Annotated in this window: 16 protein-coding genes and 1 pseudogene; 11 read left to right on the top strand and 6 right to left on the bottom strand. The window is 66.7% G+C overall.

Going from position 1 to position 18,008, the window contains the following annotated elements; genetic code table 11:
* Window positions 1–215: 215 nt before the first annotated feature.
* A pseudogene (locus ACQP1O_RS33935) lies at window positions 216–2,966 on the top strand (aminotransferase class I/II-fold pyridoxal phosphate-dependent enzyme); the annotation flags it as partial.
* 20 nt (window positions 2,967–2,986) lie between these two features.
* Here ACQP1O_RS33935 and bfr read toward each other — a convergent pair.
* Together bfr and ACQP1O_RS33925 are read right to left on the bottom strand one after the other, a co-directional pair.
* The gene (gene bfr / locus ACQP1O_RS33930) at window positions 2,987–3,466 is read right to left on the bottom strand and encodes a bacterioferritin (protein WP_433562440.1); all 480 of its coding nucleotides are present in this window, start codon (window positions 3,464–3,466) and stop codon (window positions 2,987–2,989) included.
* Between the two features lie 57 nt (window positions 3,467–3,523).
* Window positions 3,524–3,715, bottom strand: a complete 192-nt coding sequence (locus tag ACQP1O_RS33925; RefSeq protein ID WP_433562439.1) for a (2Fe-2S)-binding protein — start codon at window positions 3,713–3,715, stop codon at window positions 3,524–3,526.
* Window positions 3,716–3,877: 162 nt separating this feature from the next.
* On the opposite strand from ACQP1O_RS33925, the gene ACQP1O_RS33920 reads away from it, so the two are divergent.
* Entirely contained in the window at window positions 3,878–4,633 is a 756-nt protein-coding gene (locus ACQP1O_RS33920) for a Mut7-C RNAse domain-containing protein (RefSeq protein ID WP_433562438.1), read from the top strand.
* Window positions 4,634–5,127: 494 nt separating this feature from the next.
* Here the strand turns inward: ACQP1O_RS33920 and ACQP1O_RS33915 are convergent, their stop codons facing one another.
* Entirely contained in the window at window positions 5,128–5,694 is a 567-nt protein-coding gene (locus ACQP1O_RS33915) for a hypothetical protein (protein WP_433562437.1), read from the bottom strand.
* A 176-nt stretch (window positions 5,695–5,870) separates the two neighbouring features.
* Here ACQP1O_RS33915 and ACQP1O_RS33910 point away from each other — a divergent pair, with 176 nt between their 5' ends.
* The 3 genes from ACQP1O_RS33910 to ACQP1O_RS33900 all read left to right on the top strand — a co-directional run bounded on the left by ACQP1O_RS33910 (window position 5,871) and on the right by ACQP1O_RS33900 (window position 9,766).
* Entirely contained in the window at window positions 5,871–6,680 is an 810-nt protein-coding gene (locus ACQP1O_RS33910) for an SAM-dependent methyltransferase (RefSeq protein ID WP_433562436.1), read from the top strand.
* A 185-nt stretch (window positions 6,681–6,865) separates the two neighbouring features.
* Window positions 6,866–7,888, top strand: a complete 1,023-nt coding sequence (locus ACQP1O_RS33905; RefSeq protein WP_433562435.1) for an AraC family transcriptional regulator ligand-binding domain-containing protein — start codon at window positions 6,866–6,868, stop codon at window positions 7,886–7,888.
* A gap of 186 nt (window positions 7,889–8,074) precedes the next feature.
* On the top strand, window positions 8,075–9,766 hold the full coding sequence (locus ACQP1O_RS33900) for a BTAD domain-containing putative transcriptional regulator (protein WP_433562434.1): 1,692 nt from the start codon (window positions 8,075–8,077) through the stop codon (window positions 9,764–9,766).
* A gap of 34 nt (window positions 9,767–9,800) precedes the next feature.
* Here ACQP1O_RS33900 and ACQP1O_RS33895 read toward each other — a convergent pair whose 3' ends face one another.
* Entirely contained in the window at window positions 9,801–10,940 is a 1,140-nt protein-coding gene (locus ACQP1O_RS33895; RefSeq protein ID WP_433562433.1) for a hypothetical protein, read from the bottom strand.
* Entirely contained in the window at window positions 10,940–11,875 is a 936-nt protein-coding gene (locus ACQP1O_RS33890) for a metal-dependent hydrolase (RefSeq protein ID WP_433562432.1), read from the bottom strand. The genes ACQP1O_RS33895 and ACQP1O_RS33890 overlap by 1 nt, the downstream gene beginning before the upstream one ends.
* Before the next feature lie 174 nt (window positions 11,876–12,049).
* Here ACQP1O_RS33890 and ACQP1O_RS33885 point away from each other — a divergent pair, with 174 nt between their 5' ends.
* The 5 genes from ACQP1O_RS33885 to ACQP1O_RS33865 all read left to right on the top strand — a co-directional run bounded on the left by ACQP1O_RS33885 (window position 12,050) and on the right by ACQP1O_RS33865 (window position 15,861).
* Entirely contained in the window at window positions 12,050–12,682 is a 633-nt protein-coding gene (locus ACQP1O_RS33885; RefSeq protein ID WP_433562431.1) for a TetR/AcrR family transcriptional regulator, read from the top strand.
* 86 nt (window positions 12,683–12,768) lie between these two features.
* Entirely contained in the window at window positions 12,769–13,965 is a 1,197-nt protein-coding gene (locus ACQP1O_RS33880) for a glycosyltransferase 87 family protein (RefSeq protein WP_433562430.1), read from the top strand.
* Window positions 13,966–14,442: 477 nt separating this feature from the next.
* Window positions 14,443–14,790, top strand: a complete 348-nt coding sequence (locus ACQP1O_RS33875; protein ID WP_433567886.1) for a nitroreductase/quinone reductase family protein — start codon at window positions 14,443–14,445, stop codon at window positions 14,788–14,790.
* 48 nt (window positions 14,791–14,838) lie between these two features.
* Window positions 14,839–15,378 carry a TIGR00730 family Rossman fold protein gene (locus ACQP1O_RS33870; protein ID WP_433562429.1) on the top strand — a complete coding sequence of 180 codons (540 nt, stop codon included), beginning with the start codon at window positions 14,839–14,841 and terminating at the stop codon, window positions 15,376–15,378.
* Between the two features lie 117 nt (window positions 15,379–15,495).
* The gene (locus tag ACQP1O_RS33865) at window positions 15,496–15,861 is read left to right on the top strand and encodes a hypothetical protein (RefSeq protein WP_433562428.1); all 366 of its coding nucleotides are present in this window, start codon (window positions 15,496–15,498) and stop codon (window positions 15,859–15,861) included.
* Here the strand turns inward: ACQP1O_RS33865 and ACQP1O_RS33860 are convergent.
* On the bottom strand, window positions 15,858–16,559 hold the full coding sequence (locus ACQP1O_RS33860; RefSeq protein WP_433562427.1) for a hypothetical protein: 702 nt from the start codon (window positions 16,557–16,559) through the stop codon (window positions 15,858–15,860). The genes ACQP1O_RS33865 and ACQP1O_RS33860 overlap by 4 nt on opposite strands.
* 283 nt (window positions 16,560–16,842) lie before the next feature.
* Here ACQP1O_RS33860 and ACQP1O_RS33855 point away from each other — a divergent pair, with 283 nt between their 5' ends.
* Window positions 16,843–17,973 (top strand): alpha/beta hydrolase, encoded by a 1,131-nt coding sequence (locus ACQP1O_RS33855; RefSeq protein ID WP_433562426.1) that lies wholly within the window; start codon window positions 16,843–16,845, stop codon window positions 17,971–17,973.
* The last annotated feature ends 35 nt before the right edge of the window (window positions 17,974–18,008 follow it).

Genomic DNA, 18,008 nt, shown 5'->3' with positions numbered 1-18,008 from the left:
CGAGCACCCTGCCAGTAAAACAACCCGAGATCCGTTATTCGCGGCATCGCCCCGCGCGTCGCCGCGGGGCAACCCGGTGGCGGCGCACTGCCGCCGAACGCGAGCTAGGAATTTGCTCGACAACGGGACACAATACTTGCAGGGATGACTGTTCCAGGGCGATCTGTCATTTTCGACAGACCCACCTCGTCGGCACTGATTGGGGCGGAACCGACATGCACCGAGACGGTGAGCGACCCAAACGGCTCAGTGTTTCCGCGCTGGCGGCGGTAGCCAACCCGTCGTACTCGCGAATCGATACCTGGAATCTGCTCGACGACGCGTGCCGTCAGCTGGCCGATGTCGACCGCGCCGGTCAGGACACCACACACGAAGCCGCCGTGGTGCGACGTCTCCTCGATCGTCTCGGCGCCTACGAGCGGTACTGGCTGTATCCGGGAGCGGAGAGACTCGCGGCGTTTCACAGGTATGTCGCCGACCTTGCCACGGCGCGGCTCACCGAGGAGGTGTCGTTGGCCGTGCGCCTGCTCTCCGAGTACGGCGACCGCACAGCCCTGTTCGACACCTCCGCGCCCCTGGCCGATCAGGAACTCGTGGCTCGGACCAAACAGCAGCAGTTCTATACCGTCGTGCTCGGCGACGATTCCCCGCCCGAGGCTCCCGAGAGCCTGGCGGAGAGCCTGCGGGCACTTCGCGACCCGTCCGACGATGTGCAGTTCGAGCTGCTCGTCGTCACGAGCATCGAGGACGCCATCACCGCCGTCGCGCTGAACGGCGAGATTCAGGCGGCGATCATCCGGCATGACCTGCCGCTGCGTTCCCGCGACCGGGTGCCGTTGATGAACACATTGCTCGGCGCCAACGAGGACGTGGTCGTGACCGACCGCACCCACGACTGGGTCGAATGCGGTGAGTGGATCAGGAAGCTGCGGCCTCATATCGACCTGTATCTGCTGACCGACGAGTCGATCGCGGCGGAGACCGAGGGCGAGCTGGACGTCTACGATCGCACGTTCTACCGGCTCAACGATGTCACCGACCTGTACAGCACAGTGCTCGCCGGTATCCGGAATCGTTTCGCCACACCGTTTTTCGATGCTCTCCGGGCCTATGCGGCCGCACCGGTCGGCCAGTTCCACGCCCTTCCCGTCGCGCGCGGCGCCAGCATCTTCAACTCCAAGTCGCTGCAGGACATGGGCGAGTTCTACGGTCGCAACATCTTCATGGCGGAGACGTCGTCCACCTCCGGCGGGCTGGACTCGCTGCTGGACCCGCACGGCACGATCAGGGCGGCCATGAACAAGGCCGCCGCGACCTGGTGTGCCGATCAGACGTACTTCGTCACCAACGGAACATCCACCGCGAACAAGATTGTCGTACAGGCCCTGACCCGGCCGGGCGACATCGTCCTGATCGACCGCAATTGCCACAAGTCGCACCATTACGGCCTGGTGCTCGCCGGCGCCTACCCGATGTACCTGGACGCATACCCGCTCGCGCCGTTCGCGATCTACGGAGCGGTGTCCCTGCACACCATCAAGAAGGCGTTGCTGGACCTCGAGGCTGCCGGGCTGCTGGACCGAGTGCGCATGCTGCTGCTCACCAACTGCACTTTCGATGGCATCGTCTACAACCCCCGGCGGGTGATGGAGGAGGTCCTGGCGATCAAGCCGGACATCTGCTTCCTGTGGGACGAGGCGTGGTACGCGTTCGCGACGGCGGTGCCGTGGGCCCGGCAGCGGACCGCGATGGTCGCCGCCGAGCAACTCGAATCGACATTGTCCTCGCCCGGGTACGCCGAGGAGTACCGCCGGTGGAAGGCGTCGATGGAGGGTGTGGACCGCGCCGAGTGGGCCGACCACCGGCTGCTTCCCGACCCCGGGCGCGCGCGGGTGCGCGTGTACGCGACGCATTCCACCCACAAGTCGCTGTCGGCGCTTCGGCAGGCGTCGATGATCCATATCCGAGACCAGGATTTCGCGTCCCTCGTCCGCGAGGCGTTCACCGAAGCGTTCCTGACTCACACCTCGACGTCGCCGAACCAGCAACTCCTGGCGTCGTTGGACCTGGCGCGCCGGCAGGTCGACATCGAGGGCTTCCAGCTGGTCCGGAACGTCTACGACATGGCGCTGGTCTTCCGGCACCGGGTCCGCAAGGACCGGCTGATCGGCAAGTGGTTCCGCATCCTGGACGAGGCCGATCTGGTACCCGAGGAGTTCCGGGCCTCCGAAGTCAGCTCGTACCGCCAGGTCAGGCAGGGTGGGTTGGCGGAGTGGAACGAGGCGTGGCGGTCCGATCAGTTCGTGCTCGACGCGACGCGGGTCACCCTGTTCATCGGCAAGACCGGCATGAACGGATACGAGTTCCGCGGGAAGATCCTGATGGACCGGTTCGGCATCCAGATCAACAAGACCTCGATCAACAGTGTGCTGTTGATCTTCACGATCGGCGTCACCTGGTCGAGCGTGCAGTATCTGCTCGACGTGCTGCGGCGGATCGCCTCCGACTTCGAGCGCAGTGAGAGCGCGGCCGGCAAGGCCGATCGCGCGCTGCATCTGCGCCGGGTCGACGCGATCACCAAGGATCTGCCCGCGCTACCCGACTTCAGCGAGTTCGATACCGCCTTCCGTCCAGACGGCGCCAGCTCGTTCGGCGACATGCGCTCGGCCTTCTACGCCGGATACGAGGAGTCCGATCGCGAACACATCCTGCTCGGCGAGGCCGGGCGCCGGATCGCCCAGGGAAAGACCCTGGTGTCGACGACTTTCGTCGTCCCCTACCCGCCCGGTTTCCCGGTGCTGGTCCCGGGTCAGGTGATCTCGCGGGAGATTCTCTATTTCCTGGCCGAGCTCGACGTCAAGGAAATCCACGGCTACAACCCCGACCTCGGGTTGTCGGTCTTCACCGACGCCGCGCTCGCGCGGCTCACGGCCCGGCGCCTGGGTGTCGCCACGGTCAACGGTGCGCCGACCGTGACGAGGCAGGGTCAGGACTCCGGGGTGTCGGTATAGCGCTGGAGGAAGAGCGGTTCGCCGAGCTTCTCGAGGAGGTCGAGTTCGGTCTGGAGGTAGTCGACATGCTCCTCTTCGTCCTCGAGGATCTGCTCGAAAATGCGAGCCGAGGTCGCGTCGCCTCGCGAGCGCATCAGCTCGATGCCCGGGCGCAGCCGGTCGACGGCCTCGATTTCGATCTGGAGATCGGCCTGTAGCTGCTCGGTGACGGTCTGTCCGATACGTAGCAGGCCGAGTTTCTGGTAGTTGGGAAGCCCATCGAGAAACAGGATTCGATCGGTGAGGACTTCCGCGTGCCGCATCTCGTCGATCGACTCGTGGCGGGTGTGCTGGGCCAGTTTCGGGAAGCCCCAGTGCTCCTGCATCTTGGCATGCAGGAAGTACTGGTTGATCGCGGTGAGTTCGGCCGTCAGCTGGTCATTGAGCAGCGCAATGATGTCCTTGTCGCCCTTCATGGGCGTGATAGTGGCACAGATCACACGCGGTGGCGAGGTGTGAGCGTGCGTGTCGGATCAGGCCGCTGACGACTCGGCGCCGGAGGATGCCTGAGCCTGGCCGAGAACCTCCGCCAGTCGCTTCGCGCAGTTGCCGCAACCCGGTCGCCAGCCGCAAGCGCGCTTCACCTGTCGGACGGACTGGGCGCCGCGCGAAACGCAGTCGTGCACATCGTCTTCGGAGACGGCGTTGCAAATGCAGACATACACGGGCGGGCCTCGCTGGCGGGAGTGATATTCCGAAGAGGCTCACCTTTCATAGAGGTAAGCCTCCCCTAATTTATAGCACCGCACGAGGGAATCGGGAAGGCCGCCCTCGCGCGCATCGCCGCTCGGCACCCCGGTGCCGCTGCCGGGGCCGACAATGGTCATATGACCGGCAGTGTCCAACTGCGCGTGTACGCCGAGCTGAACGACTTCCTGCATCAGGACGTTCGATACACGGCTCAGCCTCGGCCGATCCGTCCCCATCAGACCGTGAAGGATGTCGTCGAGGCTGCCGGTATCCCGCACACCGAGGTCGATCTGATCCTGGTGAACGGCGAATCCGTCGGCTTCGGCCACCACCCGCAGCCGGGCGATCGACTCGTCGCCTATCCGATGTTCGAGACGCTGGACATCGGCCCGCTGACCCGGGTACGTCCCCATCCGCTGCGTGATCCGCGTTTCGTCGTCGATGTCAATCTCGGCGGGCTCGCGCCGCTGCTGCGACTGATGGGACTCGACGCTCGCTGTGAGTGGGACGCCGACGACGCCACTCTTGCCGCGACAGCCGCCGCGGAGAACCGCATCCTGCTCACCCGCGACCGCGGACTTCTGAAGCGACGCAATGTGACCCACGGCGTCTTCGTCCGCGCGGACCGTCCATTCGAACAGATAGTGGAGGTGATCCGCCGCCTCGACCTGGCCGATCGGCTGGCCCCCTTCACCCGTTGCCCGCGCTGCGGCGGCCTGCTCGCCGAGGTGCCCAAGCAGGACATCATCGATCGGCTCCAGCCCCTCACCCGCCGCTATTACGACACCTTCCACCAGTGCCCGGATTGCGGCCGGATCTTCTGGGAGGGTTCGCATCAACCCCGCCTGAACAACCTCGTCGCCCGAATCCGCGCCGCGATCGGCTCGCCGTAGCGGGCCGCGAAAAAATTGCCACCAATGTGCCCGCATGTATTGACTCCGGGCAAAGGTGGAGGAGACTTGTGTATACACCGAAACACCGGAGAACGCCGCAATGGCGATGGAGACGTCCGTCAAAATGAGCGGTGGAGCCCACAGGATTCGGCCAGGCCCCCGGCAAGTCGATTGGAAAATCGAGTGGTCAGCGACGACTGAGACTCGAGATTTCGATAGAGACTACCGGGGACTGATCTGTTCGGGGGCAAACGTACGACGGCGCGGCGACCAACCGGGGTCGCCGCGCCGTCGTTTCTCCTGTGGCGTTGTTCGGCGATCGCCGCGGTGTAGCCGAGTGCGGCGTCAGCGGTGATGGCCTCTGCGGCGGTGATCATCGTGGGGTCGAGATCGACGCCGGCGCGGGACTCCTTCTTCGAGGTCTGGGTCGAGCCGGACCCGCATCACGGTCCGGATGAACAACTGCACGGCGAATGTCGTCAACAGCCCCCGATCTACCTCATGAGACTCAGCAAGCCGAGGTCGGGGACGAGCGCGCCGTCCTGGCCGAGTGCGAGGAAGTCGGCCTGGACTGCCGAGAGCGGGAGTTTCCCCGCGCGCACTGCGCGGTAGCGCACGAAGGACCAGAGGAAGACATCGAGGTTGTCGAAGCGGGTGTCGGCCTCGAGCACCTCCTCCTCGTGGAACCACACGGCCACTTGACCATTGGTCAGCACGACGTACAGGTTTCCGCCACCGTCCGCGCCGATCGAGTACACATCGTCGTCGGTGAGCTCGGTTGTGTAGTCCGAATCGCGGATACCGCAATCGTTTCCGGCGAAGTCGAATCCGTACGACCAGAAGAAAATGTCCAAGAACTGCGGCATCCGGCCAGAGCGCACTCGGCGATCGAATGTCTCCAGAGCAGCGGCATCCTCCGGCGCGAGACGCGCGAGAAACGGTGCCACCGTACGGGTTTCCGCCGGTACCTGAACCGTCGGGGCGTCGGAGAACCAGCGGTCCAAATCGGCGTCGAGATCACGTTCGGTGTAGCCGGCGAGGTCAGCAGGAGTAAGAGCCACGCCGGGATTCTAGAAGCCTCGAAACAGCGGTGCGGGCGGCGGATGCCCGACTGTCCCTCGACGCGGCGTCCCCGTTGCGCCACTTGTTCGTGATCGTGTCGTGTGGGATGTCCGGCTGAGGTATACCTGCCGTATACGGGTTTTCAGATCTCACAGCGTACAGAGGGGGCTTGCCGATGTCCGGTCCGATCGATCTGCACACCGACGTGCCGCATTCGGCTCGTATGTACGATTACTTCCTCGGTGGCAAGGACAATTACGAAGCGGATCGTGATGCCGCCGAAAAAGCGCTACAGGAATTTCCCGCGGTTCGGGTGACCGCGCGCACCAATCGTGAGTTCATGCGGCATGCCACGCGTTTTCTCGCCGGGCAGGGGATTCGGCAGTTCCTCGACATCGGCACGGGTATCCCGACGGAGCCGAATCTGCACCAGGTCGCGCAAGAACTGGCGCCGGAATCCCGGGTCGTCTACGTCGACAACGATCCGCTCGTATTCGCGCATGCACGAGCACTGCTGGTGAGTTCGCCGGAGGGCCGCATCGCCTATGTCCAGGCCGACGCCGCGCGTCCGCTGGATATCTTCGCAGCCCCGGAACTGCGCGAGACACTGGATCTTTCGCAGCCGGTGGCCGTCTCCCTGATGGCCCTGCTCCATTTCGTGCCCGGCGACGTCCACGAGATCGTCAAGACCCTCATGGAGCCCCTGGCGCAGGGTTCCCACCTCGCGATCTCGCATGTGACAACGGACTTCGACGACGGCGACTCGGATCCCGACGGCATGGCCCGCCTGCTACAGGTCTACATCGACCGCGGAATTCCCGTCCGCCCCCGCACCCGCGTCGAGGTCGAGCGCCTGTTCGACGGCCTGGAACTGGTGCCCCCCGGCGTCGAGGTGATCCACCGCTGGCGCAGCGAGGGCATCGACGACCCACCCGGCCACGACAAGATCGTGTCGCTCTACGGCGCCGTGGGCAAGAAGATCTGAGCGCCGCGTCCGCCGCGACCCTGCCGCGAATACCGGCTGCATCGGGCCTCTCAGCGCACCGGTTCGGTGCCGGGCTCGAATGCTCTTGTCGACGATCGCTCTTGTTCCGGATCCTGCCGCGCCACAAGCTATGTGAGGGCGAACGCGCTGAACCTGGCGTGTGCGCGAGGTAGGGAGGTGGGCCGATGGTTGTGGTTTCGGCGGAGCAGGAGCTTCACGTGCAGGTCGAGGCGACCGACAATGTCCGGCTGCCGCAATCGATCCTGCGGCACGCGGTTTCGGCGGGACTGGAACCGCGACAGCTCACCCGGGACTCCGGGGTACCCACCTGGTCGCTGAGCGACGGCGAGGAGTATCGCGTCCCCAGTGCCGGATACCTGCGCACCTGGGAGGTGGTCGAGCACGGGCTCGGTAGCCCGGACGCGGCGCTCGAGATCGCCGAGCGGTACGTCCTGGGCCAAGTGGGTTTGTACGACTACCTTTTCAGCACCGCGCCGACACTGGGGGCGGGGCTGGAACTGTGCGGAACGTACCTGGGGGCCATCACCACGAACTTCCGCATGGAGCCGGGCCTCGAGACCGAGGAGGAGGTCACCTTCGAGATCGGCATGATCAATGGCGAGGGCCGGGGCCGGGAGCTGGCCGCGCAGTGGGGGCTGGCCGCGATCTTCACGCGCAGCAGGCTGGTCATGGACGGGCCGGTGAGCCCGGTGCGTATCGCGTTCCACCAGCGGGCGCCGCGCAACCACGACCGGCTGATCGAGTTGTTCGGCACCGACGCCATCGATTTCGGCGCCCCCGCGGACAGCATCACGGTCAGCACCGCCGATCTGGCCCGCCCGCTGCGCACCGCGGACCCGCGGCTGGCCGAGATCCTCCAGCGGTACGCGGCCACCACCCAGCCCGTGGTGCCGCCACGCGCCACCACCTGGACCGACCATCTGGGCCTGGTCATTTCGGCCGCCCTGGAGCAGGATTCGGTCACCGTCGACCAGGTCGCCGCCCGCCTGTTCCTGAGCCGCCGCTCGCTGCAGCGGCGACTGGCCGAGCACGGCACGACCTGGCGCACCGAGCTCGAGCGCGCCCGGCGCCGACGGTACGAGCAGGCCGCGGTGGACGGCCCGCTCACCCGGTCCGAACAGGCGGAATTGCTCGGTTACAAGGATCTTCGGTCGGCCCGCCGCGCGGTGGAACGGTGGCAGGACTGACGCACTCTCGTCCGGATTGGCACGTTTTTGCCTTGTGATTGGCGCAATCGACCCTCGTCGACGGACCGGTCGTCCCGTGAAACTGACGATGCGGGGGAGCCGAATCGAGTGGGGTTGATGTCGAGCGAGGGACGTGTGGGACAGATAACGGTCCTTGGTGGAGTGGGCATTTCGGCCGATGGGCAGGTGGAACGGGTCGGTGGCCCGCGGGTGCGCACCCTGCTGGCACTGCTCGCCCTGCAGCCCGGCCGGGCGACGACCTGCGACGCGCTGATCGGCGCCATCTGGGGTGACACCCTGCCGGCCGATCCGGCGAATGCCCTGCAGACACTGGTGAAACGGCTGCGCGCGGTGTTGCCGGAGCACACGGCGGTGGAATCGGACGGCGGCGGGTACCGGCTGCGCATCGCGGCCGACGACATCGACATGCACCGCTTCACACGCCTGGCCGAGGAGGGCATCGTCCGGTTGGCGGCCGGTGAGGTCAGCGCCGCCGCCCGGACCCTCGATGGCGCGTTCGGCCTGTGGCGCGGTGCGGCCTTCGCGGACCTGGCCGACCATCCGGACCTGTACTGGCACGCGGACCGGCTGAACCAGCTGCGCCTGCACGCGGTCGAGGCCCGCGCCGACGCCTACATCGCGCTGGGGCGGGGACAGGAGCTGGTCGCCTCCCTCGAAGCGGAACTCCGCGACGAGCCGTTGCGAGAGTCCTTGGCGGTGCGGGTGATTCACGCGCTGACCGCGGCCGGTCGGTCCGGCCGGGCCCGGGAGGTCTTCGACGCCACCCGTACGCAGCTGCGCCGCGAGCTCGGCGTGCCGCCGTCCCGCGAGCTGGTCCTTGCCCTCGACCGCGGCGAGAGCGCGGCAGCCGCTCCCACGCCTGCCCTGCCGGTCCGCCTGACCAGCCTGATCGGCCGGGAATCCGACCTGAACCGCCTTGCGGCCCTGCTGTCCTCGACCCGGCTGCTGACCCTGACCGGTCCCGGCGGGATCGGCAAGACCAGCCTCGCCCTGGAGACCGCCACCCGTCTGGCCACTCGCTGGCCGGACGGCTGCCGCCTGGTCGAGCTGGCGGCGATCGGCGACGCCGCCACCGCGGGCGAGCACCTGCTGGCCGCGCTCGGGCTGCGCGCCGACCCGAATTCGTTGCACGCCTGCCCGATTCACCACCCGGCCGGCGGTGCCAAGCTGCTGCTCGTCCTCGACAACTGCGAGCACGTGCTCGACATCGCGGAGCTGGTCGCGGACGCGCTCAGCCGCTGCCCCGACCTGACGGTGCTCGCCACCAGCCGCGAGCCCCTCGGCATCAATGGCGAAACCCTGTTCCCCGTCCCGCCTTTGGCGTCACCGCCACCCGGGTCGGCCCCCGCCGAGGCGCTCGGCTCCGCCGCAGTACACCTGTTCCTGGACCGGGCCCGCGCCATTCGATCCGGCTTCACCCTGACCGACGAGAACTACGAGACGATCGCCGCCATCTGCCGTCGCCTGGACGGCATCCCGCTGGCCCTGGAACTGGCCGCCGCCCGTGTCCACACCATGACTCCCGCCCAGATCCTGCGCCGCCTCGACGACCGTTTCCGCCTGCTGACCGGCAAACGCTCCGCCGTGGAACGGCACCGCTCCCTCTACACCGCCATCGAATGGAGCTGGGACACCCTCGCCGCCCGGGAACGCCTTCTGGCCCAACGCCTCTGGCTGTTCCCTGACGGCGCGACCCTCGAAACCCTCCAGGAGGTCGGCCCCGGCGACATCCTGGCCCCGCTGAGTCGCCTGGTGAACAAATCCCTGGTCGAGTTCGACGGCCGCCGCTACCGAATGCTGGAAACCATCCGGGCTTTCGTCGGTTCCACCGTCTGCTCCGAGCAGAGTGTCGCGTAGTCACCGGGATCGGTTGCACCGGTACCGCATTCGATCAAGCAATCGCGGGTGATTCCTCCTTCTCCCAGGCGGCGGTGGTGGGCAGGGTGAAAACGGCTGCGACGCAGAGGATGCCGATGACGAAGCAGGCGAGGGTGTACCAGAGGTTGCCGATGGGGTCGCCGTTGCGGGTGACTCCGCCGGAGGCGTCGAGGAAGTCGGGGAGGGCGGTGGCCCACAGGACGGCCATGACGAGGAGGTAGACCACGCTGTAGACACGGACGAACTGGTTGTCGTAGCCGGGGTCGGTCGATCCGGGCTGTCGTCGTCGTATCCATTGGCGGTACATCAGCGCGATCGCCGCCAGGGTGAGGACGATCAGTTCGAGCGCGTAGATGGTGCCGCGGACGGTCGTGCTGCCGGCTCCGAGCACGGTGGCGGGCAGCGGGAGGATGAAGGTTCCGAGTGAGGCCAGCAGGCCGATCACGATGGTGCGCCACACCAGTTGGAGGCCGGTGAAGCGCTCGCCGCCGTCGACGCGGCGGCCGACGAACCAGTACACACAGAACGCCAGCGACATCGGCCAGAGCGCGGCGAAGACCACCACGCTCGGCAGCGGCACCGAATCGAACATCGGCTGGTTGAGCGGGTTCGAGGTCGACCACTCCCACCAGCGCAACTGCGGCCCGATCTGATCGAAGATCTCGTAGAACGCGTGGTGCACGAATCCGACGCAGGCCGCCCCGGCGATCGCGCCGTAGGTCCGGAAGACCCCCAGCATGCGCACGATCTCGTACGCGAGCGTCGCCATGAACGGATAGATCGCCACGATGTAGAGCGGCAACCGCCCCCACAGGAAATCCACGGTGAAGACGTTGTGCGCGAACATCGTGTCCACATGCCCCGAAATACCGAACGCCGCAGGGAAATACAGCGGTGGCTCGATGATGAACAGGTATGCGGTGGCGCCGAACCACAGCACCAGGTTGGTGGGATCGCCGTGGCGGCGCAGCCGCACGATGGCCCACACCAGCGCGAGCACCGAGCCGAGGATCACGGTCAGCTCGAGGACGGGCAGCGTCCAGTTCTCCAGTGCGAGCGGGTTTCTCACCTCGATCAACCCGCCCGCCGTGTCGCAGGAGAAGCCGAGCGATCGGGCGAGCTGGTCGAAGGTGGGTGCGCAGTGGCCCGCCATCAGTTCGCCTCCGCCCCGGTCGACGCCGCGGTGTACCAGCGCGTGACGTCGTACCCGTCGCGGTAGCGCTCGAACCACACATCGGCCAGTGCCGGCGTGTTCTCGTGTGCCGGATCATGGTTGGGCAGCTGGCTGCGGATGATGCCCCGCAGCGCGGTGAGCTGCTCGCCCAGCGGCAGGTCGTCGAAGGCCCGCGGCCCCGGGCCCGCGTAGGGCAGCGCGAAGCGCGGCAGCAGCTTGCCCAGCAACTGCTGGTAGCGGTAGGTCGCGAACATCGACATGGCGTCGATCTTCCGATCCTCCAGTGGCACATGCTTGTTGAACCCCGCGCAGGCGATGCGCACAACCCGCAGCACATGCCGGAAGATGGACGGTGCCACCCGCATGCGATAGAGATCGCTGCCCACCAGCGAATCGAAGATGATGAGCGCGGAACTGCGGTGCTCGACCTCCTCGACGAAATGCCAGATGAACAGCGACGCGATCCGGTCGTCCCCGGGCCGGAACAGCGACGCCTCGTTGTCCAGCATGAGCTTGAAGACCGAGGTGAAGGTGGCTTCCAGATCGGCGGTGTAGGCGAGCCGGTATTTGAGCGGTGTCTCGGCGGTGAGCCGATCGAATTCGGCTACCACCTCGTCGAGGGTCTCCTGCAATCCCGGATAGGCGCGGATCAATCCGCGCACGTGCTGCCGGTGCGCGGTCGAATGCTGGCCCTCCTGCCGCATGAAGGCGTCGGCCTCCTCGGCGACGGCGGGGTCGGTGAATCGCGGTTTGGCCTGCGTGATCATCTGCACGATCATCTTCTCGAAACCGATGGCCAGGAACGACACCGCGTTGGCCATGCTGGAGAAGGCCGGGTTCTCGGGATTCCAGAGAAACGGCACATCGTGTTCCTCGAACGCGAAAGTCAGCTTCCGCACAATCAAGTCCGTCATGTCGGGCGATACCTCGTCTTCCGGAGGTGGATGGGTCCGGCGGCCCGGTCGCGCGCTCCGATGCCGCTGTGAACATACAAACATACACACGAGCGTACAAGTGTATGATTGGAAAACCCAGCTCAGGCCGTATGCAGTACTGGACGGGGCAGTCCAGCGTGTTACGGTCGGGCCGTGGCACGAAGGCGCGGGTGGGGCGGGAGTCCGCCGGAGAACGACGAGGAGGCGTCCCGTCGAATCGTCGCCACCGCAGTCGAATTGATCGCGCGCACCGGTGCGGAGATCAGCATCGCGGACGTCGCGGAATCGCTCGGGGTGATCCGGCAGACCGTGTACCGGTACTTCCCCAGTGCGGACGCGCTCATGCGGGCCTCGGCCATCGCCTCGGTGGACGATTTCCTGGACCGGCTGGCCGCACAGGTCAGCGGCATGACCGATCCGGTCGAGGCCATGACCGAGGGCGTCGTCTACACCCTCGCCGAGGTGCGCCGGACGCCGCACCTGGGCATCCTGCTGGCCGCCACCTACTCCAATGCCGACCCCGCCGGGATCACCTCCGCGGAGGCGCAGGCCTTCGGCATCACCATGATCAAGCGCTTCGACGTGGACTGGCGGCACTACGGCTACGACGACGAATCCCTGCGCGAGCTGGTGGAATTCCTGCTGCGCACCATGCAATCGTTCTTCATCTCGCCGGGCAATCCGCCGCGCGAAGACGCGGAGTTGCGGCGATACCTGCGCCGCTGGATGGGGTCGGCGATCATCGCCCAGGCGAGCACCGTGCCGGGTGCGCCGAACGGGCGGTAGTGATCGCGCCAGGTCATTCACTAGGCTAACTGGTTGTGTCGGTTTCACGCTCGATGGAGGATTCCCGATCCAGGACAACGCTTTTCGTGCTCGCACTGAGTGCGTTGCTGGCGTTGGCGCTGGTGTCCACGACGGTCGATCCCTGGCTGGAGAAGGCGGGAATTCTCGCGGGCGGGCTCGATGTGCACATCTACCGCGAGGGCGCCTGGCGTCTGCTGCACGGGCATTCGCTGTATCGGGACGAGACCGTCGGCGGGCTGCTCTACACCTACACACCGTTCTCGGCCATGGTGTTCATCCCGGGGCTCGCCGTGCCCGCGGTCTGGATCACCGATGCGTTCCTGCTGGTGAATCTCGGTGTGCTGTATGCGTGCGTCCTGTTGTGCTGGCGGATGCTCGGGTACCGGATGAGCGCGCGCCTGGCGAGTATCGGTGCGCTGCTGGCGATTACGTGCGTCTTCCTCGAACCGGTGCGCACCACGCTGTTCTACGGGCAGATCAACCTGGTGCTCATGCTGCTGGTGCTGTGGGACTTCGCGCGGCCCGAGGGCGGGCGGCTGCGTGGCCTCGGCGTCGGGGTGGCCGCCGGGATCAAGCTGGTGCCGGCCTTCTTCATCGTGGTGTATCTGATACTGCGCCAATGGCGTTCGGCCGCAACGGCGTCGGTGACGCTGGCGGCGACGGTCGCCCTGGCCTGGCTCGTCTCACCCGGCGATTCCCGCGAGTACTGGTTCTCGACCTTCTTCCACTCCGAGCGCATCGCGCCCGACACCGAGCCGGCCAACCAATCGGTCCGCGGCGTGCTCGCGCACCTGACCGGGGGCGGTGCGCCCGTCTGGTTGTGGCTGATCCTCGCGGGCGTGGCGGCGGGCGCGGGCCTGACGCTCGTCGCCGTGCTGGACCGCTGCGGCGAGCGGTTGCTCGCGGTCACGCTGGGCGGGATGACGGCCTGTGCGGTGTCGCCGTTCTCGTGGGGACACCACTGGGTGTGGTTCGTCCCGCTGCTGGTCCATCTCGTGCATCGGGCGCAGACCCGGCCGCTGTGGTGGCTCGCGGCGGCACTGCTGTTCGTGGCCACCGGGGCATGGACGTACCAGTGGACCACGGATTTCGCCTCGGTCGGCGTCTTCGTCCTGCCCAAGCCCTGGCATACCGAGCCGATTCTGGAGAACGCCCACGTGATCGTGTACGTGTTCGCCCTGCTGTACGGCCTGTCGGTGGCGCGTCGCGCCGAGGTCGAGCGGCCCCGGTCATTGGTCGCGGATCCGATCCGCGTCGGCTGACACGCACGAGTTTCGCAGCGCGCGATGGTCGATGATCAAATACTCCGATTCATTCATCGTGATTTGCCGTGACGATGCGGTACCGGGGATTGGATAGCCTGGGAAATTTATAGCAAACTCGCTGCTGGGGTCACAGGTGTCCGGTGGCGAATTTTGTTCCTTTGCAAGGTATTTCCCGGACTATTCCGGCAGGAATTGAGTTGATTGCCATCCGTCCAGTCTCTGGCAACGAATAGGTGATCAGCGCCGTTGGCGGTTCGGGTACGAACCGACTGGTAACGGCTATTTGTTCAGTATTTTCCATAAAGGAGGAAAGGCCCATGATTCCGCACTTCATCGGCGACTTCATCGACGCTGTGAACACCCTCATCGCGAAGTGGTTCCTCCCGTAGAGCCGCCTGCCCGGGGCGGTCTGCCGCCCCGGGCCCCGGGTCCTCGTGCGTGCTACGGTGCCCCCGGAACAGGAGGGCACACATGGTGAAAAATGTTGTGGCACAGGTTGTGGGCGGGGTCAATGCCGGTATCGTGGCGCTGACCAAGCTCCCGGTGATCGGCCCGCTCATGGGCCGCGGATTCGTCGTCATCACCTACACCGGCCGCCGCTCGGGCAAGACTTTCTCCACGCCGGTCAACTACTGGCGTTCGGGCGACGACGTCGTGATCGGCGTCGGCATGGCGGACAAGAAGAGCTGGTGGCGCAACTTCCAGGGCGAGGGCGCGCCGATCTCGTTGCACCTGAACGGCGTCGATCGCACGGGCCACGCGGTGACCCAGCGCGACAACGGCCGGGTCTCGGTGCGGGTCACCCTCGACGACAAGGCCTGAGCGCCACCGCGGCCGGGCCGTGACCCATTTCGGCAATACAGTGGCTGCATGAACATCTGCGTGTTTCTGTCGGCAGCCGACCTCGACGAGCGCTACACCGGGCCCGCCCGCGAGTTCGCGGAGTTGATCGGGAAGGGCGGGCACACGCTGGTGTGGGGCGGGTCCGAAGCCGGGTTGATGAAGGTCGTCGCCGACGGGGTCCAGGAGAGCGGCGGCAGGCTGGTCGGGGTGTCGGCGGAGTTCCTGCGTGGCAAGGCGCGTGACAATGCCGACGAGATGATCATCGCCGCCGATCTGGCCGCGCGGAAGGCGAAGCTGCTCGAGCTCGCCGACTGTGTGGTCATCATGGTCGGCGGCACCGGGACCCTCGACGAGGCCACCGAGATCCTCGAGATGAAAAAGCATGGGATGCATCGGAAGCCGGTGGTGCTGTTGAACACCGCCGGGTTCTACGACGGGCTGATGCAGCAGTTCGAGCGCATGGAGGCGGAGGGCTTCCTACCGCTGCCGCTGGCCGACCTCGTGTACTTCGCCACCGACGGCGCGCACGCCATGGCCTATCTCGAGAACGCGGTACCACGCCGCTGAGCGTCTCCCCGGGCGGATTCGCGTTGCCGTGCCGCGGGGTCCGTGCCAGCCTGGTTGCAGTGGGACATCCGCCCGGGCATGTCGATGTGCGTCCGGCCGGTGCTCGAGGAGGCAGCCGTGAAGGACCGGGCAGGACTCGAGGAGCGCTCGGCGCTGCGCGTCACCGTCGATTTCACCGATGCGGCCCATCGGTCGCTGGGGGTTGGCTGGTCGGTGGACACGGCGGCCTACCGGCGGTTCGAATCAGCGCGAATCTTCCTGGTGGCGATCGGTTCCCGGCCCTGCCGGACCTATCTGGGGCTGGTCGACGGGCTGGATCGGACTTCGATCCAGCTGCCCGAGGCGCTCCCCGCCGGCGCGTACGCCATCGATATCGACGCCTACGGCAGTGCCAGCTGGGGTGACGGCCGGCTGGACGCCCGTGGGCGCAGCCCGGTCTTCACCGTCGAGCCCGAGGCAGCCGAATCCGCCGGTGCCGATTAGCGCGGTGCGTCCGGCGCCCCGGGGCGGGCGGCGAAGTCGACCGGACCGAGCAGGTCGGCCACCTGGCACAGTTTCCCCGCGAACCAGGGAATCAGGTTCGGGTCCTTCAGCCTTCCGCCGGGCGCGAAGGTGAGCAGCTCGTTGCCGACCAGGCTCCACTGCGGCACCGTGCCCGCGATGTGCGCGGCGACCAGTGCCGGTCCGACCACGGCCTTGGCGTGGGCCGGGGCCATCGCATCGATCCGGAAGCGGGCGTCGAACAGCACATTGCCGGTGGCGGTCGGCTTGTCGCCGAACAGGGCCCGGCCGAACTGCGACATCAGCCCGCGCTGCCGCACAGCGAGGGCGGGATGCGACCGGTCCAGCAGTACCAGCGCCACCAGGTAGCGGTGCGTGGTAGTGGTCGTGGATTGGCCTGTGCTCGAAGTGGTTTCGTACGAGTACTCGGCGACCGTCACCCAGCGCCCGCCCACCCGTCCGGTCAGGGTGACGCCGAGCCCGCGGCGATTGTGTCCCGGGAGCCGCGCGGTCCACGGCGCGGCCGATCGTTCCCGGAAGGTCCAGCCATTGGCCACCGCCCAATCCCGCAGTCGCGCTTTTCGATCCCGTTCGGCCAGAATCGCGATGGGCAGCAACACCATCAGCACTACCAGCGGGATCCCGAACAACGCACCGAAGACAAGCACCGTCGCCTCCATCTCCGTCCCCTTCCACCGGCGTTCGGTCCTCGGGGGACTCGAACTGTTCGCGGTGCCAGCCTTCGTGTGAAACCTTCAGGTTCGCTTAACAGATCATTGCGCCGCAGGGGTATCGGCCGGCATGCGATCCGATCCGGCCCAGTGCCGCAATCTGATTCGAGGGGACCCGATCCATCGGCAGCGGCTATGCTGCTCGGCGAACCGCCGCACCGGGAACAGGGGAGCGGGGGAGGATCGAGGGGTGCGGCCGGGTTCGGCCGTGGAGCGAAAGGCACAACAGGATATGCGGGGTGGATGGGCCAAGCGGGGCCTGGCGGGAGCCGCGGTGGCCGTATTGCTGCCGTTCGGGGCGTTGACGGCCGGACCGGCTGCGGCGGATACGAATCCGGATGCGTTCGACTTCTATGTCGACTCCAGCATGGGTTCGATCAAGTCCCGGATCGTGCGCGCGGCCGACGGAAATACCGACCGAGTGGTGTACCTGCTCGATGGCGAGCGCGCGCAGAACGACTACAACGGCTGGGAGATTCACACCAGCATCCCGGCAGCGCTGGCCAAGTTCAATATCAATGTGGTGATGCCGGTCGGCGGCGAATCCAGCTTCTATCAGGACTGGGATGCCCCGAGCAGCTTCGGCGGCGCCAATCCCGATGCGTCGTTGTTCCCGAGCCGGGATTCCGGTTCGGCGGTCGCGGGCTGGGACGAGACCTCCGGCAAGTCCTACACCTACCAGTGGGAGACCTTCCTCTCCCAGAATCTGCGCGATGCGCTGCGAGATCGACTGGGGTTCAGCGACTCTCGCAATGGCATCTTCGGACTGTCCAGTGGCGGCAGCGCGGCCCTGCTGATGGCCGCCTACCACCCCGACCAGTTCAACTACGCCGGTTCGCTGTCGGGCTACCTGTACATGTCGGCGCCCGGCATGCGTGACGCGCTGCGCCTGGCCCTGCTCGCGGCCGGTGGCTACAACATCGATTCCATGGCGGCCGCGGGCAGCGCCAAGTGGCAGCGGATGGACCCGTACGGCTTCGTCCAGCAGCTGATCGACAACAACACCCGCCTCTACATCGCAGCGGGCAGCGCCGTCCCCGCTCAGCAGGACCTGTCCTCCGCGGACGCGGTCATCCAGGGCATGCCCCTGGAGGGCATCGCCCTGGCCAACACCAAGGCCTTCCAGTCCCGCCTGCAGTCCCTCGGCTACGACAACGTCAGCTACGACTTCCCGAGCATCGGCGTCCACAACTGGGGCAACTGGGAGCAGGTCGCCAACCGCATGCTCCCCGACATCGCCCAGCACATCGGCAAGCCCCTCCCCCCGGGCGCCCAGCCCGCCCAACCCCCGGCCGACGCCCCGGCCGGCGGCCAGCCCCCGAACGGCGCCCCGCCCGCCGGAGCCCCGGCCCCGCAGAACTGACCGCACCCAACTGAATCAACAACACCAGATCGAAA

This window comes from Nocardia sp. CA-151230 (genome assembly GCF_050942175.1).
Taxonomy (GTDB): domain Bacteria; phylum Actinomycetota; class Actinomycetes; order Mycobacteriales; family Mycobacteriaceae; genus Nocardia.
This window is presented reverse-complemented; position numbering and strand designations above follow the sequence as displayed.